The sequence below is a fragment of the Haloferax litoreum genome, assembly GCF_009674605.1.
Taxonomy (GTDB): Archaea; Halobacteriota; Halobacteria; order Halobacteriales; family Haloferacaceae; genus Haloferax; species Haloferax litoreum.
In genome coordinates, this window is record NZ_WKJO01000001.1 from 436,172 (window position 1) to 458,332 (window position 22,161).

Sequence of the window (22,161 nt, forward strand, 5' to 3'; positions counted from 1 at the left end):
TCCACAATCACACTGTCAAAATTTAAATACCGAAATCTGACAATCCCCGTAATATGCCTACCCAAGGTGATACCGAGGGGACGGAGCAACCCACTCCGACCCTCGAGTTCGGACCCACCTCGACACCCATCGAGGAGGGTGGCGTTCCAGCCCCGGTTCCACCGGACGACCCAGCGGCGTGGTACGCGCCGAGCGTTCGGTCACAGTACGAAGTCGCACCCGATACAGTCGTGACTATCAGCGACGCTGACCACGGGTTCGACTACGATGTCCGGGAACCGACGCTCGGCGTTCGAGAGACACGAGCGCTGGAGACTGTCCGCGACCACTTCTCGACTGTCGTTCGCCGCCGACCGCTCACACGCGAAGGTGCCGCAGAACGAGCGTCAGTCGGCCTCTCTCCGAAGTACCGACGCATCCTCGACCGGTTGTTGGACCTCTCGCCACCCTCACGACGGCGCGTCGAACACTACGCACTCGCCGATTTACGCCTCCTCGGCGACGTGACACCGCTCGCGTTAGACGACCGAATCGAAGTGGTCGATGCCGGTCGTGGAGACGGGAGTGAACGACTCGTCGTCCACACGGAAAACTTCGCACCTGCGACGACGGCGTTCGACTCCGACGTAGCCTTCGCCGACCGCATCGCCGCAGAGCGTATCGAACACTATACAGTTCCGTTCGCCGGGTACGACGTCGACGTCGTCGTCTACCGCGATAGACTCCTCGGTGACGACCGGTTCGCGACGAAGTACGCGGTTCTCGAACCAGACCTGGTTCCGGGTGACACAGCACTCATCGAGGAGTGCAAAGAGCGCATCTGGGAGGCGAACGTCGACGACGTGGTCTCAGACCGCGTCGGGTTCGTTCGCGAACGCGCCCGTGAGTTCCTGTCTCGACGTCTCACCGCCCGCAACACGAAAGCGTGGGTCGATGCGACGCGATTTCGAGTTCGCTCTGCGCTGGCCGAGTACGGCATCACCCTACCACCCGTCGACCGGCGGTTCGCACAGGACCGCCTCGACGACCTAGTGTACTACGTCCTCCGCGACTACGTGGGAGAGGGTATCCTCACGGTCCCCATCCGTGACCCGAATCTCGAAGATATCGAGGCGAACCGCGTCGGCGAGCGTGTGAAGGTCATCCCACGGGCCGACGTGACCGGTCGCGGTGGTCTCCGCGTTCCGACGAACCTCGTCTTCCAAGACGAGACGGAGTTCACCAACGTCGTGACCCAACTCGCGGCGGCGGACGGCGTGGAGTTGAACGCCTCGAACCCGAGTGCGAAGGTGAACCTCCGTCCGGGTTCCGTCGGTGGGTCCCCGTCGAGCGACCCCGACGAGACGATTCGCTGTGCAGTGGCCTTACCCGTCATCTCCGAGGGCGGACCACACGTCTCGATTCGAAAGCAGTCCGGCAACGTGCTGACGCCAATCGACCTCGTCCAGAGTGGGTCGGTCTCGACCGAACTCGTCACGCTGCTCTGGTTGTGCTACGAGCACCACCGGGTCGTCCTGTTCTCTGGGTCGACCGGCGTCGGAAAGACGACGCTGATGAACGCACACATGCCGTTCATCCCGTACGACCATCGGCCAATCAGCATCGACGAGGGGTCGCGAGAGGTCCACCTCCCACACGAGACTGGCATCTCGCTCACGACGCGCGACCACGAATCCGAGTTCAAGCGCGTCTCGATGGCCGACCTGATGACCGAAGCCAACTACCTGAACCCGGACGTGGAGGTCATCGCCGAAATCAACACGCCGGCGTCGTTCGCGACGTTCGCGGAGACGTTGAACACCGGCCACGGCGTCATCGGGACGACACACGCCGCAGACGTCGAGACGCTCGTCAACCGCGTCATCGAACAGGGTCTGCCCCCATACTTGCTCCGTGAACTCGACCTCGTCGTGTTTCCGCACAAGGTCGACGGCGAACGGTACGTCGCCGAAGTGGTCGAACTCGTCCCCGAGTCGGAGTACGACGAGACCTGGGGACGACGTGGCGTAGTCGAGAAAGACGGCCGCACCCTCCACTGGAACACCGTCGGTCGGCGGACACCCGAAGGGGCGTTCGACATCTCGTACGAACACCCACAGTTGGGTGACGACCACCGACGCGTCGGGATTCGTTTGTTCCACCGCATCGCCGAGGCCACCGACCGAGAGGTCGAGTCCGTCGAACGCGAGTTCCACCGCAAACACCGGTACGTCGAGTACCTCGTCCGTGAGAGCGTGACCGACGTCGACCAACTGTTCGGGTTCCTCTCCGACTTGCGGACAGACGAGGCGGCGACGGTCGAACGCGTCCGTCGTCGGATGGCCGAACGCGAGACCGCAGGAGAACCGTGACCGAGTTTGACACCCCAATCGACGACCGACGAGTCGACCACGTGCGTTCGCTCTCGGTCCTCGACAGAGCACTGTACGCGCTGTTCGCTCGGCACGTCGATTCGTCGCGGCACGACCGAGACCGCCGGCGCTACCGTGGCACCGACCTGCGGGTGAGTTTCGACTTGTATCTCGCACGCACGTACGGTCTCGCGTGGCTAACGGGGGCGTTCGTCGCCCTACCGACGGTACTCGTCGTTCTCGCAGTCCCCGACGGAACCATCGACGGTGCGTTGGACGTGCTTCGTACCGTCGTTCCACTCGTCGATAACGTCCCAGTTCCCGTCGTTCCACGCCTCCCCGTCGCGGTGCTGGTCGCACTCGGTGTGGTGACGGCGACACGGCACGCCGTGCTCGTCGCCGCCGGCCGCTATCTTGGCTGGCGGGCCACTGCTCGTCGGGAGAACATCGAACGGACACTCCCCGGTGCCGTTCGGTACCTCCACGTCCTCTCGTCGGGGAGCGACGGTCCACGCGAGATGCTCAGGCGCGTCGCCGAAACCGACGCCTACGGCGAGACGGCAGTCGCCTTCCGAGGCGTCCTCAACACGGCATCGTTGACAGGGAACGTGAACGAGGGACTCCGACGCGTCGCCCGCGACACGCCTTCAGAAGGGATGCTCTCGCCGTTTCTCCTGAAGTTCCGAGAGCACGCGGGGCAGGGGGAAGACGCCCTCCGAAACTACCTCCGCATGGAGAGTCGGATGCTCGGTCACCGACAGGACCGTGCCCGTGACCGCGCAGCGGGATTCCTCGAACTCCTCGCAGAACTGTTCATCGTCCTCCTCGTCCTTCCGTCACTCCTCGTCATCGTCCTCACGGTGATGAGTGTCATCGCACCCGGTCTCTCGACGCAGGTCGTCACACCGGTCGGCGAGACGACCATCCGGGGCGTCGTCGTCTACGCCAGTGCGGCGTTCATCGTGGGCGTGGGACTCGCCGCCAGTCTCTTGATTGCTGGCCTCCGGCCACCAGACCAGTCCATCGAGTACGAGCGACCACCGACGGCACTCGAAACGCTCGGTACGACACTCACGAACCCCGCCAGTGCCGCAGTCGTATTCGTGTTCCCCGCACTCGTCGTCGCCGGAATCGCTGGCCTCGCGGGGACAGACGTAGTCGGCACTGCACTCGCTGGGTACGTCGCGTACGCGACTCCAGTCGGTATCGTCGGGGTTCGACGTGCCCGCATCGATGACGCGAAAGACCGTGAATTGAAAGACTTCGTCCACGCCGTCTCGGGACACGTCAGCCTCGGTCGCCCCTTCGCGGCGGCCGTCGAACACGTCGGACGCGACGTCGACCTCGGCCCACTCGACGCCGACGTCGCCGACCTCGCACTCAACCTCAGACTCACTGCCCCGAGTGCGGGCACGGACGTGAATCTCCGAACTGCCGCCCTCGAACGCTTCGTCGAACGTGTTGGAACACCGATGGCCGAACAGACCATCGGCCTCGTCGTCGGTGCACTCGACGGCGGGAGCGACACGGGAACCGTCTTCGACACGCTCCAGACGGAGATTGGTCGCCTCTACCACGAGAAACGCGCCCTCCGCTCTGGACTCCTCGTGTACGTCGCCGTCGGGTGGACGACTGCACTGCTGGTCGTCGGTATCACCGTCGCCGTCAACGTCCACGTCTTCGACGGATTCGCACAACTCTCGTCGCTCTCGACGACAGGGTCGTTCGCCCTCGACGCGGGTGCGGTCGACTTGACCCGTGACCGGTACCGAATGTACGTCGTCACGCAGGCGACGATGCTCGCGTCTGGGTGGTTCGCCGGCACAGCGAGTCGCGGTCGGTACGAAGCGCTCCTCCACTCCGCCGCCCTCGTCACCGTGTGTTACCTCGTCTACGCAGGCGGTGGTCTGATATGACTCGTCCCGTGCCTTCGGCTGTTCGTGCCCAATCGAACGTCGTCGGCGCCGCCCTCTTGCTCGGCATCGGTGTCGTCGCAATCGGTCTGTTGACAGCGAGCGTCGGCACACTCGTCGATGCACAGGTCACCACAGCGGACGCCGACGCTGCGACGAACGGATTCGCATCTCTCAGAGACGGTGTGTTCGCGGGAGGCAATAGCACGCATCCGGTTCGCGTCTCCGACGGACAACTCTCCCGTGTGAACCGTACCGTCCGGGTCGTCGCCGAACAGGGAGCAAACAGAACCTACGACGCCGACGGGTACGTCGCCACGTTCGGTGACCACCGAATCGCGTTCGTCGGCGGGGCCGTAGTCAGGGGTACAGGGAACAACTCTCGACTCGTCACGCCCGTCCCATTCTCCATCGCTGGTGACGCGGCGTTCCTCCCACTTCCGACGCTGACAGCATCGTCAACAGACGGCGGGGGACTCGATGGTGGGTCTGTGCTTCGGGCGCGGACCACCCGACGTATCGACGACTTCCCGAGCGACGAATACGCCATCGCCGTCGAGACGACGACGCCACGCGCGTGGGAACGAGCGTTCCAACGTCGCGGGTTCAATGCAACCCAGACAGACCTCGACGGCGATGGTATCCCGAGTGTCGTCGCAACCGCCCCTGACGAACGGACACTCACGGTGGCAACGTACGACCTCACGGTGGTGGTCGACCGTGGCTGACGCACGTGGGTCGTCGAGTCGTTCGTGGACCGGGGGGCGACAGTCCGACTATCGAGGGATGGTTCCCGTCGTCGGCAAAGCACTCGAAGCGGCCATCGTCGTGCTGTTTATCGGCCTGTTGACCACCGTCATGTTCGGTGGGGTCGTCCCCGACCACCGTGACGCAGTTGCGCACGAACTCGCAGAGCGAACACTCGCGACGGCGACAGAGAGCATCGAAGAGACTGGCACGGTTCCCGACTCGACAGTCCGTGGACAGCGACTGACGACAGTCGATATCCCGCGGTCGATTCGGGGGAGCACCTATCGAATCGAGTACGACCAGAACGCGTCGTTCGGCGACGACCCGAACGCGACGACACCCGCGCTGGTCCTCGACCACCCTCGCGACGTATTCGACCGTCGTATCCCAGTTACGCTCCCTGATCCGGTGAACGTCTCGGGGACGTGGGACAGCGGAACAGACAGTGTCGTCCGCGTCGTCGTCGAGGACGACGAGACGACGCTCGAACTCGTGAACGAAGGTGCCACGAGTACCGGAGGCGGCGATGGGTGACGGACTCTGGTCCGACCACTGGTCGGCTCCACCGAGGGGGTCTAGAGGCCAGACGACACTCGCTGGGCTGGCGGTGGCACTCGTCCTCCTGACGACAGTCACCGCCGGAAGCATCGTCGCCGCCGACCGAGCACTCTCGGACGCGACCGATACCTCACTGGACCGTGCTCGAGCAGACCGTGCTGCGACCGCACTCGTCACGGACTCGCCGGTAGTCACGTCGCATGGTTACGTCGACGCGCAACGCGCGAACGAGACGAACGCGACCGAACTCGCGGCCGCGATCCCGACACTTCGTGGCGTCGCGTTCAGTGTGCGGTTCGATGGCGACGAAATCGCGGCACGAGGAGACGTGAGCGATAGCGTCCACGTCTCACGGGGTGTCGTCGTCGCCGACTATCACACCGATAGTGAGAGCATCGACGTGGACGGCGAAGACGCGACGACACTCGACGGGAGGACCGGGCGAATCGAATTCGACGTGGACCCTGGAGCCAACACGACAGTTCGAACGATTCGCGTCGGCGACAGAGTCGTCCTCCACCGACCGACCGGTATCGAAGGAACACACAGCGTGAACGTCTCGTCGCACGCGGCTCCCGTAATCCGTGTCGACGTGGCCGGGCCTGCACCCGCTGGGACAGTGACGGCCACGGCCCGTGTCTTCGAGACACGCACTGGTCGCATCGAGGTGGCTGTCGATGCGTGAGCGAATCCTGTGGGCGATGGCCGAACTCGTCGGTTGCCGTCGGTCCGACGCCCGTGGCCAACTCTCGTTGACGGTGGTCGAAGCGACCATCGTCACCCTCTTCGTCCTCGCCGTCGCCGCGAGTTTTACGTTGACACCGACGCCAATGCAGACAGCATCACTCGACCAGCAGGCGACCGACGCCGCGGCACTAGTCGCGAGTGTACCTGCAGACGCCCCCGGAACGCTTCTCGGCGTCGCGTGCGAGTCATCCGGAGACTTCGACACCCGGGCAGAGCAGTTGCACACCACTGCGTCGACTGGTCTCCCAGATGGTGCGTTCGTCTGGCTCCGAACGAGCGTCGGGTCGGTTGGCACACCACCTCCGGATAGCGCACGGGTCGGTACCGCGTCCGCCGTGGTCCCGCGGTGCACCGCGACGTTGGAGGTGTGGTACCCGTGAGTCCTCGCTGTTCCGACTGCTCACAGAGCGACCAGCGCGGACAACTCGTCCTCGTCTCGGGAGCAGTCGTCGTCGTCGCGTTGTTCGCACTCGTCCTCGTCCACGCGCAACTCGCGTACGTCGGCGCGTCGACGACGCCACCCGTCACGGACGTCGCGGCGTCGACTGAAGATGCCGTCGAGATGGCGACAGCAGGCGTCGCTGGACGATACGATTGGCCCGCGAGGAGGTCGGCAGTCACCGACTTCAGGTCACGTCTCGACCCTGCACTCGTGCGAATCGAACGAGCACACACGAACGGTGGCGGGGCCTCGCTTACGACGAACCAGTCGGCCGCCGCCGGGTGGGCGCTCAGAGACTGCCCCCGCGGGACGTACCGAGACTTCGGTCCGTGTGTCGCAGACGACGGCGTCGTCGTACAAGAACGGGCAGGCGAGACCACAGTCGTCGCCGTCGCCGTGGACATCGCCATCGGCACGCCTCGCTCACAGACCGACCTGACACTCGTCGTTCGTCCGGAGTGACGGAGAGGAGACGGGGACGTCTGCCCACTCACCCACAGAATTATTTGGGAATTGTTAACACATGACGCACCATATTGCTACGTAGTACTCGAACCAGCGACGACGAGGCGAGACCACCGCTGCGGAGAGTACGATGGAGAGACTAGAATGGCATCAGCAAGCACACCTACACCGGGCACCGACGCGAACGCCCAACTCGCGCGACGCTACCCGGAAGACATCGCGACACAGGGTAACATCGACCTCGTAGACGAGATTTGTACCGACGACGTCGTCGACCACAGTCCACTCGGGGAACTGCGGGGGCGCGACGAACTCAAAGGACAGATTTCGATGCTTCGAGAGGCGTTCGGTGACTTCTCGGCGACAGTCGAAGACGTTGTCACCGAGGGCGACGTGGTCGCCATGCGTGTCACCTTACGTGGCATGCACAGAGGCGAGTTCATGGGCCACGAGGCCACCGGGAACACGTTCGAAGTCGGGAACATGGTGTTCACTCGCATCGAAGACGGACTGATAGCCGAGCGCTGGGTCCAACCAGACATGCTCGGTATGCTCACGCAACTCGGTATCGTCGAACTCCCCGAGATGTGAGCGCACCGAACGACCATTTTTCAGAATCGTGGCCAGTCACTCGGACGAACGATCTTGGAGCGGCATCGTGTAGCAGACGGCAGTCCCCGTCAGGACGACGGTTCCGTCGTCGCGCGTGACCTCCGTCTCGAGTTCGGTAATCGGCTTGTCCTCCCGAACCTTCGTGACTTCGACCCATCCAGTAATCGTGTCTCCGGGACGGACCGGGGCGGTGAAGTTCCAGTTCACGTTGAGGAACACCGTGCCGGGTCCGGGGAGGTCCTCGGCGACGATGGCGTTGAGAATCGCGCTCGTGACCCCGCCCTGAACGACGATTTCGCCGAACTTCGACGCCTTCGCGACGTCCTCGTCGTAGTGCAGTGGGTTGTGGTCGCCGCTCAACTCCGAGAATAGTTCGATGTACTCGGGTTCGACGCTCCGCGAGCGTTCGGCGTACTCACCGACTCGCGGGGTTCCACGTGGCCAGACTTCGTCGGTTGAGTTCGGTGTCGTGTCGCTCATACTACTCCTTGGCGTGCGAAGTGGATAGCAGTGCGGGGGGTGATGGGAAACGTCGAACCCAGCAGTCACTCGTCGGTCAGGGTCTGGAGACTCACGTGAGAGGTGGCGAGAGAAGTAAGAGCGTAGGCGGCCGGGCACCCGCCCACACTCCACGGACACTGGGGAAAACTCCCCGGTATACGCAACCCAAGTGCAGGTATCTACCTGCAGTAGACGTATTCCAGCCCCGGGGTTAAAACGTTTTTCTAATGTCATTTGCACTGTGGGAACACGTATCCAGTGTCGACGAGAGACAGGGCGGGCGCTCTCCGGTCGGGGGAGTCACCAAAAACGAGTGTCTGTGGGCGTCTCGTCGCCGAAAACAGTTAGGCGCTGACGATTTCGTCTTCGAGGCTCGCGACAGCACCCAGCACCTCGTCGATTTCGTCTTCGGGAACGTCGAACTCCTCCAGCGCGTTCTGGAGGTGCGTGGCAGTCGCCGCGAAGTCCTCGTGTGAGAGGCCCAAGTGCTCGTGTGCCTCCTGCATATCTGCACCCGTATACTCGACGGGACCACCAGCGACGGAACTGATGAACTGGGTCTGGTGCGCTCGCTGCGCCTGCATGTCCGTGTCCTCGAAGTAGTGGGCGAGGTCGTCGTCTGCCAGCATCCGGTCGTAGAACTCGTCGACGACGGCGGAGATTGCCTCTTTTCCACCGAGTCGTTCGTAGAGAGTTTTATTGCCCGACATTAACCGGATATTAAGTCACGCTCTGATAAGTCTACCTCAGCGTGTAAATCATTTGATTGAAAATATTTTATACGATTACATAACATATTCTTCCCAGCGTGATAACGACCACTTTCCCCGTGTCCACACCCCGGGCACCCCATCGAACAGCGACACGAGCACTCGGAGGGCGTTGAGTCGTGCACGGAATCGTCCTCAACCAGTTGAAGGACTTCGTCGTCGAGACGTACGACCGCGAGACGTGGACGACGTTACAACAGGAAGCAGGTCTCCCCGGTAAACTGTACGTTCCGGTGACAGAGTACCCCGACGAAGACGTTCTCGCCCTCGTCGAGACGGCATCCGAACTCACGGAGATACCCGTTCCCGACTTGCTCGAAGCGTTCGGCGAGTTCCTCGTCCCACCACTGCTCGAAACCTACGGCGTCCACGTCGACAAAGACTGGACCGGACTCGAACTCATCGCCAACGTCGAACGGTACATCCACATCGCGCTTCGAGCGAAACAGGTTTCGACGTACACGCCACCCGAACTGGAGTCGGGGTGGCGAGACAACCATACGGTGAGCGTCGTCTACCGGTCCGACCGCCAACTGTGCCACCTCGCGAGAGGCATCATCACCGGTGTCGGCGACCACTTCGACGAACCGTTCGACGTCGACGAACCGGTCTGCATGCACGACGGCGACGACCACTGTGAACTCGTCGTCCAACACGCCGAAGACGCCTGACGAATTCCATCACGTGGTCGTTTCCGGCCGTTCGACCACCGATTGGCCGGGAGAGAGATGCCCGAGTATCGACTGAACGCGGGAACTTCACTTTGGAAAAAGTACCCGTTTAGACCCGTTTAACCCGCCATATAATGCCAGAATAGTTTGAAATACTGATTGTCAATACTGTGCGAAGGTTTATAGTATCAGATGAGACATTCGTGGCATATGGTAGATATACTCGGTCTCCTTCTACCTAGGTTCATACGCCGACGGTATGCACTTCGGTTCGGAGTGGTGCTGGGCAGCATCGGCGTCATCGTCGGTGCGGTGGGACTAGGTGTGGGGCGAACGACGGCGTACCAAATTCCGACAGATATCGTCGCTGCTGCCGCCGGCGGTATCGTAGTGAGTGGGTTCCTCGGGGGGTTGATGGTCAGAAGCACGATGAAGTCGGTCAGTTCCATCAACGCGAAGACCGACGAGATGAGCGAGGGGAACCTCGACGTCGACGTCGAACAGGGACGAATCGACGCTGTCGGACGGCTTTCGGCGTCGATTGCGACACTCCGCGACACCGTCCAAGAGCGACTCGAACAGACGACGTCGGACCGCGAACGGGTCGAGAACAGACTCCGCAAAGTCGAAGCAGTCGCAGACCACTACAGCGGCGACCTCGAAGCGGCACTCGACGACCCGACCGTCCGACTCGATACGACACCGCCGAACGAGGCGATGGCGGAACTCGCCGTGGCGACGAACGACGTTCTGGCGGCGCGCAAAGAGGACGCAGACGAACTCGAAGCACTCCGTGGACAACTGGACGCAGTCCAGAACGAACGCGACAGACTGGACACCGAGAACCAGCAGTTGCGGGCGATGGCGATGGAGTACGCCGGAGTTCTCGAGAAGTGCGCCGAGGGAGACCTCTCTCAGCGCATGGACGAAGACGTCGAGAACGAGGTTGCCGCCAGGTTCGCCGCACAGTTCAACGAGATGATGACCGAGTTCGAGAAGACGACGGTCGAAGCCGAGAACTTCGCGAAGGAAGTCGCGACCCTGAGCAACGAAGTCACCGTGAGCGCTCGCGAGGTTCGAGAAGGGAGCGAGCAAGTCTCTGGTAGTCTCCACAGTATCTCCGGGGTTGCAGAGACACAGTACGACAACCTCGAATCCGTCGCTATCGACATGAGCAACCTCTCTGCGACTATCGAAGAGATCGACGACTCGTCGAGCGACGTGGCAGACATCGCCCAACAGACGGTCGAAACTGGCCGCGAAGGGCGAGAGGCCGCCACCGAGGCGATCAAGGGGATGAAAGAGATCGAACAGGAGTCCGTCGACACGGTCGAAGAGATCGAGCGACTGGAATCCGAAGTCCAGCAAATCGACGACCTCATCGACTTCATCCGGGAGATTGCAGAACAGACCAACATGCTGGCATTGAACGCCAACATCGAGGCGTCCCGCGCCGGCGAATCCGGACAGGGTTTCGCCGTCGTCGCCCGCGAAATCAAGGAACTCGCAGAGGGAACCAAGGACGCCGCAGCAGACATCGAGACGCGACTCGAAGAGATTCAGTCGCAGACCTCCGAGACAGTCGAGGAAGTGCGCGACACGCGAGAGCAAATCGCCCAGCACACCGACTCCGTCGAGAACGCGGCGGAGGCACTCAACCAAATCGCCGAAAACGCACAGGAAACCAACACCGGTGTGCAGGAGATTAGTTCGGTGACGAGTCAGCAAGCGGACGCGACGCAAGCAGTCCTTTCGGCAGTCGACGACGCGACCGAGATTAGCGCCGAGACGGTCGAAGAGGCGAGTGCCGCGGCGACTGGTGCCGAAGAGCAAACCCGCGCACTGAGCGCAGTGTCGGACAGTGCGAGTGCGCTGGCGTCGCAGGCGAGCAGGCTGAACGAGACGCTCGCTCAGTTCGAGACCGAGATGGCCGTCACGCTGGAGACCGAGGAAGACGCACCCGACGGCGACGACGACGACCACGCAGATGTACAGTCCCGCGACGACGAGTCGACCGAATCGGTCGCGGACGCGTCCGACGAACCAGCGGACGACGTCCAGTCCGACGCGCAGGACCCACTCGCAGACCCCGTCGAAGATGGAGTCGTCGAAGACGCGCCCGTGCCACAGGAAGACGGCGCTGCCGGCGACGCCGACGCCGACGCCGACGCATTCGACCCGTTGGGCGGAGACCCAGTCGACGAAATCCCAGAGCCGGACGAATCCACGTTCGCGTTCGACGGGGAACCCGGCGACGACATCGCCCTCGACGAAATCGCGGACGAAGTCCCCGAGACCGAGGACGCTGACGCAGAAGCAGACGACGAGAACGAAGCAGAGACGCAGGAGTCACCAGTAGACAACACCACAGAGTGATGATGCATTCAACGACCGCGTACCGCTGCTCACAGAGGGGGGGACGATGAACGAGCAGTCGGTCGACATCGACGAGGGCGACACCGTCGCCCCCGAGTCGGTCATCGAGTTCCTCGAGTTTCGTCTCGACGGAAACCGGTACGGACTGGAGTTGGGACGGGTCGGACAGGTCATCTGGAGACCGGCGACCACTCGTGTCCCGAACGCCCCAGCGGGCATCTATGGGTCGGCGACCGTCGAAGGCGACGTGGCAGTCGCCGTCGACACGTACGCCGTCGTCGGAAGCGACCGGCCGTTTTCCGACCCAGAGGACGCGTACCTCGTTCTCTTGGACCGTCACGACACGCCGCAACTCGTCGGCCTCCTCGTCGAGGCAGTCGACGGTATCGAACGGCACCACGTCGACACGGTTTCACCACTGGCCGAGGGAAGCGCGCCACTCGACGACCGCTGGTTCAGAGCGACGATTGGTGACGACGAGACACCCGACATCCACGTCTTCGATAGCCACCAACTCCTCGCCGCCATCCACCCACTGGAAGCACGATAACACGACTGAGAAACCACACAGACAGATGATCACAACCGAACCGAGGTTCACGTAGGACGCACACATGTCAATCGGAATTCTAATCGTCGACGACTCAAGCTACATGCGAAGTAGGCTGAAGAGCGCGCTCGACGATGACACGTACGAAATCGTCGACGAAGCACAGAACGGCGCGTGGGCAGTCCAGAAGTACAAAGAACACGGCGACGACATCGACATCGTCTTGATGGACATCGTGATGCGCAAGGCAAACGGTGTGAAGGCAACGGCCGCCATCAAGCACCTCGACAAAGACGCCCGCATCATCATGTGTACGAGCGTCGGACAGCGCAAGAAGATGGAACTCGCCGCCCGGGCAGGCGCAGACGGGTACATCACGAAACCGTTCGACGACGACGAAATCGTCCGCGCGATAGAGAGCATCCTCGCCGACGAATCATGAGACACACAGAGGAACCGTCCACGACAGCCGTCGTCAGTACTCGCGGGAGGCCACCGTGAGCCGAAACGATGAGTTCGTCCGCGAGACGCGGGCGTCCGTGCGGCAACTGACGAATGGACTCGTCGAACTCGAACGCGACGGGGGCAGTCGGGAACTGGTCGACGACTTATTCCGGACCGCGCACACGCTGAAGGGCAACTGCGGAATGGCCGGCCTCGACGGTGCAGGCAGACTCGCCCACGCAGTCGAAGATTTCCTGAGCGGCCTCCGCGACGGGTCGCTGACGCCCAATCCCGACCTGATAGACGCGTCACTCGCGGCAGTCGACGATATCGACGCGATACTCGACGAGTGGCGCGAGGGAGACGAAATCAAGACCGACCCCGAGTCGACCGTCTCCACGTTCCGGTCGGAGATGCAACGGTACCGAGACCAACCGGGGACCAACGACCCGATGTCGGCACAGGACGCAGACCCGGAGTCGATTTCCGACCCACCCACCGACGAGTTCGACCAGACGGTGGTCGACGCACTCGAATCTGCGAGCGGATTCGACGACCTGGAAGGATTGCTGGCCGACATGGACGACCCAGACGAGGAGTCGGCCGACGAACAGTCCCGCTGGGGAACGTTCGACCAGCGCGGCGCTGGCCCTCGGGACGAACCGCACGCGAGCGCCGACGTTCCCGACGGTCAGGACGGCCCTCCGGAAGCGCTGGGTCCGTCGTCCGGACCGATGGACGACTTCGACGCCATCAAGAGCGGCGTCGAGACGGACGACGTGTCCTCGCTCGACGACGAACTCGTCGAGACCGAGTTCGGAGAGTTCGACGACGACGACGAACTCTCGATTCAGGACCTCATCGAGGGCGAAGTCGCTGGACCCGACGTCGTAGAGGAAGACGCCGACCACCAGTCAGATTCTGCGGCAGACGACGACCAGTCGGTGGACTCGTCGGCCACCACAGCCACCGACAGCAGAAACGACGCAATCCACCCCGAGGACTTCGGCTACGAACCGGCCGCGACGTCCGACAGCGACGCCGAGTCGGTGAGCGGGACGGGCCAGACGGCGGACGAACACGCACCGGACCAAGTGTCGGACGAACCAGCAGGCGTGACCGCCGACAGTTCCGAAGCGGCGAACCCGTTCGAGGGTGCCGACGTCGTCGACCCCGACGAACCGGTGGCAGACGAAGGGGAAGTGACTGCGAGCGGAGTTCGAGACGACACCGAAATCTCGTTCCCCGACGGCAAGACGTTCGGTCCCGGCGGCGAGGAGTCGTCTGTCGATGACGACCCAGCGCCCGGAGTCACTGCCGACGAGGGTTCGACCACGCAGTCGGACGACGAGTTCGTAGGACAACCAGACGCCGCGTTCACAGAACAACCAGACGACGAACCCGCGTCCCCAGCCGAATCCGGCGACGGCGAACTCGACCTCTCTGAAGAGTTCGCAGACGACGGACTGGACCTGCCGGACGAGTTCTCAGACGACGACCTGAGCTTCGACGAGGACGACGATGCAGATGCGTTCTCGGACGACGACCTCGGCCTCTCCGAGGTACTCGGCGAAGACGACCTCTCCGAGGGATTCGTAGACCACGATATCGGGGTCTCAGACGACCACGGCGGCGAAATCACCGAGGGTGAACCGGACGAGTTCGACGACGGCCTCGACCTCCCCGAGGACTTCCTGAGTGGTGGAATCGAACTCGACGACGACGGTCGGGCGACCACAGACGTATCCGAGTCACAGGCCGACACTGACCTGTCGGTCGAACCCGGGGCGGCCGACGTCGACTTGCCGGACATCGACCTGCCGGACGTGGACGAACTCTCTGGGGAGTCTCTCGCCGGAGAGTTCGACGGTGACTCGGTCGCTGACGTCTCGTTCGAACGCGACGAACACACGATGGCGTTCGAGTCCCGTTTCGCCGAACGGTTCGGCGGAAGCGTCGGCGACGACAAAGTCCAACTCGTCCAGGTCGCGTCGGCGACGATAGAAGAGAGCAGTCTCGACGCCGCCAGATACCAGTCGAGTGGGACCGCGTCGTACCCACCAGACTTCGGCGAGACGCGCGAGAGCGACGAGATTCAGTCGCTCACGGTGGACGTGCAGAACGCAGACTCGCTGTTGAACCTCGTCGAAGAGCTCTCGCTGACGCAACTGCGCATCAAGCAGTCCGACGGCGAAGACATCGACGACCACCTGTCGGTGATGGACTCGGTGACGTCCGAACTCCGGCGCACAGTGATGAACCTCCGTCTGATGCCGCTTTCGACGGTCACTGACGGCCTCCCGCGCGTCGTCCGCGACATCGCCCGCGCTCAAGACAAGCGAGTCGCCTTCGACGTGTCCGACGAGGGTGTGGACCTCGACCGGAGTATCGTCGAGAAACTCGGCGACCCACTCGTTCACCTCGTCCGCAACGCGGTCGACCACGGTATCGAATCACCGGACGAACGCGTCCAACAGGGCAAGCCACGCGAAGGAACCATCGAACTCCGTGCGTGGCGAGACCGCGAACGCGTCGTCATCGAAGTCGAAGACGACGGCCGAGGCATCAGTGCCGAACGAGTCCGTCAGCAGGCCATCGACCGTGACATCGTCTCCCGCGAGCGGGCCGAACGACTCTCACTCGACGAGGTGTACGACCTCGTCTTCGAACCCGGGTTTTCGACCACCGACGAGGTGACAGACGTCAGCGGCCGGGGTGTCGGGATGGACGCCGTCAGGCGGACCGTCAACTCGCTGGACGGAACAGTCGACCTGAAGAGCGAACCGGGGTCGGGAACCACCGTCCGCGTGCGCCTTCCGGTCTCAGTCGCCGTCGCGAAGATGCTCTTCGTCGACGTCGGTCCCGAGCAGTACGCGATTCCGGCGAGCGTCGTCGACGACGTCGAAGTCGTAGACGAGACCGACCTCCCGGGCGATGGAACGGTCGCCATCGAGTGGCCCGACCACGTCGCAGACTACCCCGAACACATCCCACTGCTCCGTCTCGGAGAAGAACTGGGTGTCGAGGACGAGACTGACGGCGCCGCCGACAGAGGCGACACCGACGACGGCGAACCGGGCGCCGGGAAGCGCGTCCTCGTCCGACTGGCCCCGGAGACGCGGAACGCTGCCCTCCTCTGTGACGGGGTGGACGACGCACGCGAAGTCGTCGTCAAACCGTACGAGAAACTGCTCGGTGACGTGCCCGGAATCAGCGGGGCGACGATGAGCGGGGATGGCACACTGGTGAACATCGTAGACGTGACTACACTATGACAGAGATGAATCAATCAACGACGGGACAGCACCGAATCGACATCGAAAAGCTCGGCGTCTTGAACTATCTCGGCGAGTTGGGCGTCACCGGTGTCGAATCTCGACTCGGAAAACTGGCCGGAAAATCCACCGCCGTCCGCTCCGAAGTCGTCAAAAACGGGTTCGTCGACGAGGACAGTGTCGACCTGGCGTTCCCGTCGGAGAAGCGACTCGGCGTCAGAGTCGGCCTCAACGGCGTTCCCCACGGGTGCATCCTCGTGTTGTTCCCGCCAGCGAGTGCGAAACGCGCCGTCCGAATGATGCTCGCAGATACCAACGAGGACGTCGCCGACGTGTCGAACGACATGGCGGTCAGTTCCATCGTCGAACTCGGTGGGATGGTCGCAAACGGGTTCCTCGACGCGCTTGCAGACACGTTCGACCAGCACATCGCGACGTGGCCACCGGTCACGCGAAATAGCCAACTGCCACAGATTATCGAGCGAGCAGTCACCGACGAAGACGACAGAGGCCTCTACCTCGAGACGAAGTTCCACATCACGAGCCACGACATCGACGTCGAACTCTACTTGTTCCCGGAGAACGAGGTGTTCGTCGAGATTCTGAACCGCCTCGACATGGACACAGTTGCCGCGGGGGTCGAGTCGTGAAGTTAAACGTCAACGCACTCGGCACGTTCTACGAGATGGCCCGCGAGGGTGCTGGACTCGCCGCGACGCGCCTGAACTCGATGTCGGAGTTCGATAGCCGTGTGAAAGTCACCCGACTCCACTTCACGCACCGCTCTGAGATTCGCAACGAACTCGACGACGGCGGCGAGAAAGTCGGGATTCGTGTCACCATGGACGGCGAACTCTCGGGGACCTCTCTCTTGTTGTTCGACCACGAGAGCGCACTCTCGGTGGCCGGCACACTCGTCGACGACGTGGACGACGAAGCGACCAACGAACTGGCGACGAGCGCCATCGTCGAACTCTGTCACATCATGAACAGTGGGTTCGTCGATGGATGGGCCGACGTGCTGCAGGCGGAAATCGACGTGTCCGCCCCCGAGTACGTCATCGGCGACACGGCGACGGCGTTCATCGACGAGGACGAGTTCACCAACATGCACGAGGAGTTGGCACTCGTCTTCCAGAGCCAAATCGAGACGACCGGGACCGAATTCGGGTTCGAACACTACCTCATCCCCGAACACGACTCTATCTCTCGTCTCTTCGAGACGCAGACGGACGACGAGGGTATCGAGTACGAGAAACTCGCCGGGTTCGACCAGATGGCCCAGCACGGTGCCACCCGCGTCGCCGAAAACCTCACACGGATGACGAACATCGAGATGGGCGTCGACATCCGCCGTATCAACTTCATCTCGCTCGACGCCATCCCGGAGACGGTTCCGAACGAACCACTCGTCAGCGTCGCGTTCAGTTTCAGTGGGACACTCGGCGGGTACCTCCTGTTCCTGTTCGACCCGAAGTCGGCGAACGAACTCGTCGCCGCCACCGTCGGCGAGTCTCCCGGCGGCGGACTCGGTGCCTTCGAGCAGGACGCCATCAAAGAGTTGAGCAACGTCATGACGAGTGGCCTCCTCGACGGGTGGGCGAACATGCTCGACGCGACCATCGACCACTCGACGCCTGCCTACTCTCACGACATGGGTGCCGCAGTCGTCGACCCCCTCATCGTCGGTCTGAGCGAGGTTCAGGAGTTCGCATTCGTCTTCGACACGCGCATCCACGCCGTCGACAGGGAGTTCGACGTGGATATCTACGCGATTCCAGACGAGTCGGACCTCGAAGCGGCACTGGACCGACTCGACGCCCGACGCATCGACGAGTCGCTGGAACACGACGTCGAAGAGACCGAGTTCGAAGCTCAAGAGTTCGACGCCGACGTCGTCGAAGAGATTGCGGCCGGCACGTTCGAGGAGGTCGACGACCTGTGAAGACGTTCGACTTCGGCGACGACGACGTGGAGTCGACTCGCGAAGAACGCCTCGTCGGTGTCTCTGGATATCACGTCACGAGCGAGGGCGAGACGCTCATCGCCTACGGCCTCGGCGCGTGCATCGCCATCGCACTCTGGGATACCGACAGCAAAGTCGGAGCACTCGCACACACACTCTTGCCACGGCAGGACACGGGTCTCGGTGCATCCTCGGGGAAGTACGTCGACGCCGCCATCCAGACGATGCTCCGCGAGATGGTCGAAGCGGGCGCTGGGTACTCGACTATCGAAGCGCGACTCGTCGGCGGCGCGGATATCTTCGAACTCAAAGCGCTCGGCAAGGGTGTCGGCACGAAGAACGTCGCCGTCGCCCGCGAGGAACTCGACCGTCTCGACGTTCCCATCGTCGCCGAAGCGACTGGTGGCGAACACGGTCGAACCGTCGAGTTCGACACCGCGACCGGACGACTCGAAGTCACCACCGCACACGCTGACGACGTCGAAGTACTGTAGCGAAAGTCTACTACCTACACGCAGAACGAGTGGTGGAAGGAGGGAGTTTGTCGGTCGATTCGTGTTACGCGCTCACTGGAACGTAAACGAGAGTGCGAGCGGGGTGCCGTTGGTGAGATTGTCGCTCACCGGGCAGCGTTCTTCGACCGCCGAGAGCCACGTTTGGATGGTCTCGTCGGACGCGTCGACGGTGGCCGAGATGTCGACACGAATCTCTTCGTAGCCTGCGCGGGAGTCGTCGCTCATCCCCATGAACTTCGCGGGGTCGAGGTCACCCGCGATGTTGATTTCGAGGTCACGTACGTCGAGGTCCATCTCGCGGGCGACCTGGTGGGCGGTGACGTTCATGCACCCGGCGAGTGCACCGAGGAGGTACTCGACGGGGTTCGGGCCGACGTCGGTCCCACCGAGTGTGGCAGGTTCGTCGACGACGAACTCGAAGTCGCGGGTCGAGATGCGGGTCTTGGTGTGGCTTTCCGCCTGTGCGCTGACGTCGAAGGTGAGGATTCGAGACTGAGTTTCTGTGGACATATCTCAAAATTCACTCGCTACAGTATTAACCCCAATTAGCGCTTCTCAAGCTTCGAGAAGCGTGTTAGTGACTGTCTGGCCCGTCAAGTGGCGACACTCCCCTCACGCAGAATCGGACTGGTCGGCGAGGACGTCGTCGAGGCCCCACTCTTCGGCCCGAGTACGGGCCTCTCGTCTGGCCTCGGAGCGAATCGCCTCGATAGCCTCGGCGTCGGCGAGGAACGCCTCGACAGAACTCTGGTCGCGTCCCTCTTCGCGGCGGTAGTCGGGCGCTGCCGCTGTCGTTCGCTCGGCCAATCGTTCGTCGCCAGCGAGGGTGCGTGCCGGTTCGCCCGGCGGGACGCGAAACTCGACAGTCTCGTGTGCTTCTGCGAGTTCGTCGGCGTCGACGGCGTGGACTGTGACTCGGGTCGGGCCGGTGACGGCGAACCCGTCTAAGCCATCTCGTCCCCCACAGTCCCGTTCGGTGTCGTACGCGAGTACCGGGATACCGTCTTCGAAGGTGACGACGCCCCTCGTCGCTTCGCCGAGAAGGAGCGCATCCTGCGGTTCGAAGACGACGTATCCGGTGAGGCTCTCGTCGAGGACCGTTTCGAGCACCTCGCCCGGGTCGTCGACCACGCGTGACCTGAGAAGTGCGCCGCGCGGAATCCTCATACGCGGTCGGGGACGACGGCGCTCTTGAACCGCTCTGCGACGTCTCGACCGTCACCATCGCGCACGTCCAGTCGTGCTGCCGCCTCGCGAAAGGCGTCTGCCGCCGCGTCGTCCGGCGCGTGTGCCAACAGGGGTTCACCGGCCCGACGGGCGGCCCGGACGGCGTCACTCTCTGGAACCGACGCGAGAGTCTGTCCCCCGAAGTAGCGACTCGCCTGTTCGGCGATTCGGTCGACGTTCTCGTCCGGTCGGACGCGATTGAACACGACACCTGCCGTGTCGGTCCCGTACGAGTGGGCGTACTCCTGTACCTTCAGCCCGTCCGACAGTGACGGTACCGTCGGTTGCAAGACGACGACGATTCGGTCGGCGAGTACGATTGGTAAGACCGCACTCTTCGACCCGAGGGCGGCGGGCGAGTCGAGCAAGAGCACGTCGGTGTCGCGAGCGAGTTCGGCGACCACGTCACGGAGTCGTATCGGGTCTGCCGCTTCGAACGCGGCGAGACTCGTTCCACAGGGGACGACGGACATCCCGAATCGCTCGTAGACGGCGTCGTCGACGCTGGCGTCTCGGTCCTCGACGAGCAAGTCGTGGAGGGTCACGTCGGCGTCGTCCAGACCGGCGTGAAACAGCAGGTTCGCCATCCCCGTGTCGGCGTCGATGACGGTCACGTCGTACTCCTCGGCGAGCGCCATCCCCAGCGCGAGCGTACTCGTCGTCTTTCCCGTGCCGCCTTTCCCACTGGCGACGGCGAACGCCTCGACCATATCACCACGTGCCTGTCGTCTTCGCATAAGTGTTCGGAAGGATGGTTTACGTGCGCCGGCGAATCTCGACTCGTTTAGGAACAACAGTTATTGTTTTCGAGATGAGTCAAACAAACAGGAAATAATGGCTTCTGTTGCAATCGGAACGTTGTCTTTTGTGGTCGATGGGTCGACACTCGCCGTCTACGCGACGCTCGCAACCATCGCGCTCATCGTCTACCTGAATCTGTAACGGGTGCGTGTGCGCCCAGTCGGGCGAAAATCGTGGGACGAGTCGCCTCCTCAGACCGCTTCGGCGAGTGCGTCGAGGAGGCCGTCGTTCTCGTGCGGACGGCGGACGTTTATGCGAACGTGGGAGTCGAGGCCGCGATAGTATCGGGCGTCTCGAACCGCGTATCCGCGTTTTCTGGTCTCTCCGAGGACTCGGTCGACATCGTCGGCCCGAAACAAGACGAGCGAACTGTCGGCCGGGTACACCTCGTAACCGAACGTTTCGAGTTCCGAGACCATCCGGGGTCGCTCTCGGGCGATTCGGTCGCGGGTCTCTTCGAGGAACTCCTCCTGTTTGAGGCAGTAGGTCGCCGCCTCGACGGCCGGTGCCGACAGTACCCACGTACACCGCGCACGAGTGAGTTTGTCGCGGAGTTCGCCCGTCGCGGCGGCGAATCCTGCCCTGAGCGACGGGACGCCGAAGACGTTCGTCACCGAGTGGAGCGTGATGACACCGTCGAGGCCGGCGGTACTCGGCAGGCGGGTGAACCCGAGGAACGACTCGTCGACGAGGAGTGGCGTGTCGGCAGACTGGCACTCGTCGACGAACGCCCGGAGGTCTGACGTCGGGTACGCCGACCCCATCGGGTTGCTCGGGTGACTGAGAATCACTGCGGCGTGTTCGCCAGGGTCGACGTCGTCCAGAATTCGGTCGTACGGCACGTGGACCGGTTCGCCACCTTGCAGACGGATTTCACGCGCGTACTCGCCACAGCAGGGTGCAGGAATCGCGACGGTGTCACCGGGAGAGACAGTCACACCGATTGCGAGTCTGAGACCTTCGATGACGCCTGCTGACGGGACGATTTGGTCTGGGTCGCATCCGACGTACTCGGCAGCGGCGACGCGAAACTCCGAGTAATCGTCGAGGGAGTAGCGGCGGGACGTCGAAAACGCCGACTCGTAGATACCGGCGAGGCCTGGTGGCCGTTCTGGGTTCGAACCCAGGCTGAAATCTACGAGCGTATGGTCTGCGGTCCCGCCGTGCGTAACGGGGTCGACGTCGGGTACCGAACCGGGGTCCATGGTCTCTTGCTAGATACGAGCC

The 22,161-nt window shown here is 62.9% G+C and carries 22 protein-coding genes; 16 read left to right on the forward strand and 6 right to left on the reverse strand.

The window, feature by feature from the left end; genetic code table 11:
- Positions 1-53: 53 nt before the first annotated feature.
- The 8 genes from GJR96_RS02280 to GJR96_RS02315 all read left to right on the forward strand — a co-directional run bounded on the left by GJR96_RS02280 (position 54) and on the right by GJR96_RS02315 (position 7,817).
- The gene (locus tag GJR96_RS02280; RefSeq protein ID WP_151161452.1) at positions 54-2,351 is read left to right on the forward strand and encodes a type II/IV secretion system ATPase subunit; all 2,298 of its coding nucleotides are present in this window, start codon (positions 54-56) and stop codon (positions 2,349-2,351) included.
- A complete protein-coding gene (locus GJR96_RS02285) occupies positions 2,348-4,267 on the forward strand; it encodes a type II secretion system F family protein (protein WP_151161453.1) in 1,920 nt (639 codons plus the stop codon). Before GJR96_RS02280 ends, GJR96_RS02285 begins: the two co-directional genes overlap by 4 nt.
- Positions 4,264-4,992, forward strand: coding sequence for a DUF7289 family protein (locus tag GJR96_RS02290; protein WP_151161454.1), 729 nt, complete (start codon positions 4,264-4,266; stop codon positions 4,990-4,992). The genes GJR96_RS02285 and GJR96_RS02290 overlap by 4 nt, the downstream gene beginning before the upstream one ends.
- 58 nt (positions 4,993-5,050) lie before the next feature.
- Positions 5,051-5,548: a DUF7266 family protein gene (locus GJR96_RS02295; protein ID WP_151163873.1), complete on the forward strand. Its 498-nt coding sequence runs from the start codon at positions 5,051-5,053 to the stop codon at positions 5,546-5,548.
- On the forward strand, positions 5,541-6,257 hold the full coding sequence (locus GJR96_RS02300; protein ID WP_151161455.1) for a DUF7263 family protein: 717 nt from the start codon (positions 5,541-5,543) through the stop codon (positions 6,255-6,257). Before GJR96_RS02295 ends, GJR96_RS02300 begins: the two co-directional genes overlap by 8 nt.
- Complete coding sequence (locus GJR96_RS02305) at positions 6,250-6,699, forward strand: DUF7262 family protein (RefSeq protein ID WP_151161456.1); 450 nt, start codon at positions 6,250-6,252, stop codon at positions 6,697-6,699. The genes GJR96_RS02300 and GJR96_RS02305 overlap by 8 nt, the downstream gene beginning before the upstream one ends.
- Positions 6,696-7,223, forward strand: coding sequence for a DUF7261 family protein (locus GJR96_RS02310; protein WP_151161457.1), 528 nt, complete (start codon positions 6,696-6,698; stop codon positions 7,221-7,223). The genes GJR96_RS02305 and GJR96_RS02310 overlap by 4 nt, the downstream gene beginning before the upstream one ends.
- A gap of 147 nt (positions 7,224-7,370) precedes the next feature.
- On the forward strand, positions 7,371-7,817 hold the full coding sequence (locus GJR96_RS02315) for an ester cyclase (RefSeq protein WP_151161458.1): 447 nt from the start codon (positions 7,371-7,373) through the stop codon (positions 7,815-7,817).
- A gap of 36 nt (positions 7,818-7,853) precedes the next feature.
- Here the strand turns inward: GJR96_RS02315 and GJR96_RS02320 are convergent, their stop codons facing one another.
- Together GJR96_RS02320 and GJR96_RS02325 are read right to left on the reverse strand one after the other, a co-directional pair.
- A complete protein-coding gene (locus GJR96_RS02320; protein WP_151161459.1) occupies positions 7,854-8,318 on the reverse strand; it encodes a MaoC family dehydratase in 465 nt (154 codons plus the stop codon).
- Positions 8,319-8,683: 365 nt separating this feature from the next.
- On the reverse strand, positions 8,684-9,049 hold the full coding sequence (locus tag GJR96_RS02325) for a group I truncated hemoglobin (protein ID WP_151161460.1): 366 nt from the start codon (positions 9,047-9,049) through the stop codon (positions 8,684-8,686).
- A 179-nt stretch (positions 9,050-9,228) separates the two neighbouring features.
- Between GJR96_RS02325 and GJR96_RS02330 the strand changes: the two genes are divergently transcribed.
- From GJR96_RS02330 to GJR96_RS18450, 8 genes are all read left to right on the forward strand, one after another.
- On the forward strand, positions 9,229-9,780 hold the full coding sequence (locus GJR96_RS02330) for a heme NO-binding domain-containing protein (RefSeq protein ID WP_151161461.1): 552 nt from the start codon (positions 9,229-9,231) through the stop codon (positions 9,778-9,780).
- A gap of 279 nt (positions 9,781-10,059) precedes the next feature.
- Positions 10,060-12,156, forward strand: coding sequence for a methyl-accepting chemotaxis protein (locus GJR96_RS02335; RefSeq protein ID WP_191965795.1), 2,097 nt, complete (start codon positions 10,060-10,062; stop codon positions 12,154-12,156).
- 46 nt (positions 12,157-12,202) lie between these two features.
- Positions 12,203-12,706: a chemotaxis protein CheW gene (locus GJR96_RS02340; RefSeq protein ID WP_151161463.1), complete on the forward strand. Its 504-nt coding sequence runs from the start codon at positions 12,203-12,205 to the stop codon at positions 12,704-12,706.
- 64 nt (positions 12,707-12,770) lie between these two features.
- Positions 12,771-13,148, forward strand: coding sequence for a response regulator (locus tag GJR96_RS02345; RefSeq protein WP_151161464.1), 378 nt, complete (start codon positions 12,771-12,773; stop codon positions 13,146-13,148).
- Positions 13,149-13,203: 55 nt separating this feature from the next.
- On the forward strand, positions 13,204-16,425 hold the full coding sequence (locus GJR96_RS02350; protein ID WP_151161465.1) for a chemotaxis protein CheA: 3,222 nt from the start codon (positions 13,204-13,206) through the stop codon (positions 16,423-16,425).
- 5 nt (positions 16,426-16,430) lie between these two features.
- The gene (locus tag GJR96_RS02355; RefSeq protein WP_151161466.1) at positions 16,431-17,075 is read left to right on the forward strand and encodes a chemotaxis protein CheC; all 645 of its coding nucleotides are present in this window, start codon (positions 16,431-16,433) and stop codon (positions 17,073-17,075) included.
- A complete protein-coding gene (locus GJR96_RS18445) occupies positions 17,072-18,370 on the forward strand; it encodes a chemotaxis protein CheC (RefSeq protein ID WP_151161467.1) in 1,299 nt (432 codons plus the stop codon). Before GJR96_RS02355 ends, GJR96_RS18445 begins: the two co-directional genes overlap by 4 nt.
- A complete protein-coding gene (locus GJR96_RS18450; protein ID WP_225317693.1) occupies positions 18,367-18,885 on the forward strand; it encodes a chemotaxis protein CheD in 519 nt (172 codons plus the stop codon). Before GJR96_RS18445 ends, GJR96_RS18450 begins: the two co-directional genes overlap by 4 nt.
- A 72-nt stretch (positions 18,886-18,957) precedes the next feature.
- Here GJR96_RS18450 and GJR96_RS02370 read toward each other — a convergent pair whose 3' ends face one another.
- The 4 genes from GJR96_RS02370 to GJR96_RS02385 all read right to left on the reverse strand — a co-directional run bounded on the left by GJR96_RS02370 (position 18,958) and on the right by GJR96_RS02385 (position 22,139).
- A complete protein-coding gene (locus tag GJR96_RS02370; protein WP_151161468.1) occupies positions 18,958-19,416 on the reverse strand; it encodes an OsmC family protein in 459 nt (152 codons plus the stop codon).
- Between the two features lie 102 nt (positions 19,417-19,518).
- The gene (locus GJR96_RS02375) at positions 19,519-20,073 is read right to left on the reverse strand and encodes a hypothetical protein (protein ID WP_151161469.1); all 555 of its coding nucleotides are present in this window, start codon (positions 20,071-20,073) and stop codon (positions 19,519-19,521) included.
- The gene (locus GJR96_RS02380; RefSeq protein WP_151161470.1) at positions 20,070-20,843 is read right to left on the reverse strand and encodes a nucleotide-binding protein; all 774 of its coding nucleotides are present in this window, start codon (positions 20,841-20,843) and stop codon (positions 20,070-20,072) included. The genes GJR96_RS02375 and GJR96_RS02380 overlap by 4 nt, the downstream gene beginning before the upstream one ends.
- A 282-nt stretch (positions 20,844-21,125) precedes the next feature.
- A complete protein-coding gene (locus GJR96_RS02385; protein ID WP_151161471.1) occupies positions 21,126-22,139 on the reverse strand; it encodes a pyridoxal phosphate-dependent aminotransferase in 1,014 nt (337 codons plus the stop codon).
- Positions 22,140-22,161 lie beyond the last annotated feature (22 nt).

Bases quoted from the DNA above. Each gene is read 5' to 3' on its own strand.
- GJR96_RS02290 (WP_151161454.1), top strand. From the start codon at position 4,264: ATGACTCGTCCCGTGCCTTCGGCTGTTCGTGCCCAATCGAACGTCGTC.
- GJR96_RS02385 (WP_151161471.1), bottom strand. From the start codon at position 22,139: ATGGACCCCGGTTCGGTACCCGACGTCGACCCCGTTACGCACGGCGGG.
- GJR96_RS02375 (WP_151161469.1), bottom strand. From the start codon at position 20,073: ATGAGGATTCCGCGCGGCGCACTTCTCAGGTCACGCGTGGTCGACGAC.
- GJR96_RS02295 (WP_151163873.1), top strand. From the start codon at position 5,051: ATGGTTCCCGTCGTCGGCAAAGCACTCGAAGCGGCCATCGTCGTGCTG.
- GJR96_RS02380 (WP_151161470.1), bottom strand. From the start codon at position 20,843: ATGGTCGAGGCGTTCGCCGTCGCCAGTGGGAAAGGCGGCACGGGAAAG.
- GJR96_RS02315 (WP_151161458.1), top strand. From the start codon at position 7,371: ATGGCATCAGCAAGCACACCTACACCGGGCACCGACGCGAACGCCCAA.
- GJR96_RS02345 (WP_151161464.1), top strand. From the start codon at position 12,771: ATGTCAATCGGAATTCTAATCGTCGACGACTCAAGCTACATGCGAAGT.
- GJR96_RS02370 (WP_151161468.1), bottom strand. From the start codon at position 19,416: ATGTCCACAGAAACTCAGTCTCGAATCCTCACCTTCGACGTCAGCGCA.
- GJR96_RS02320 (WP_151161459.1), bottom strand. From the start codon at position 8,318: ATGAGCGACACGACACCGAACTCAACCGACGAAGTCTGGCCACGTGGA.
- GJR96_RS02305 (WP_151161456.1), top strand. From the start codon at position 6,250: ATGCGTGAGCGAATCCTGTGGGCGATGGCCGAACTCGTCGGTTGCCGT.
- GJR96_RS02280 (WP_151161452.1), top strand. From the start codon at position 54: ATGCCTACCCAAGGTGATACCGAGGGGACGGAGCAACCCACTCCGACC.
- GJR96_RS02355 (WP_151161466.1), top strand. From the start codon at position 16,431: ATGAATCAATCAACGACGGGACAGCACCGAATCGACATCGAAAAGCTC.
- GJR96_RS02340 (WP_151161463.1), top strand. From the start codon at position 12,203: ATGAACGAGCAGTCGGTCGACATCGACGAGGGCGACACCGTCGCCCCC.
- GJR96_RS02300 (WP_151161455.1), top strand. From the start codon at position 5,541: ATGGGTGACGGACTCTGGTCCGACCACTGGTCGGCTCCACCGAGGGGG.
- GJR96_RS02325 (WP_151161460.1), bottom strand. From the start codon at position 9,049: ATGTCGGGCAATAAAACTCTCTACGAACGACTCGGTGGAAAAGAGGCA.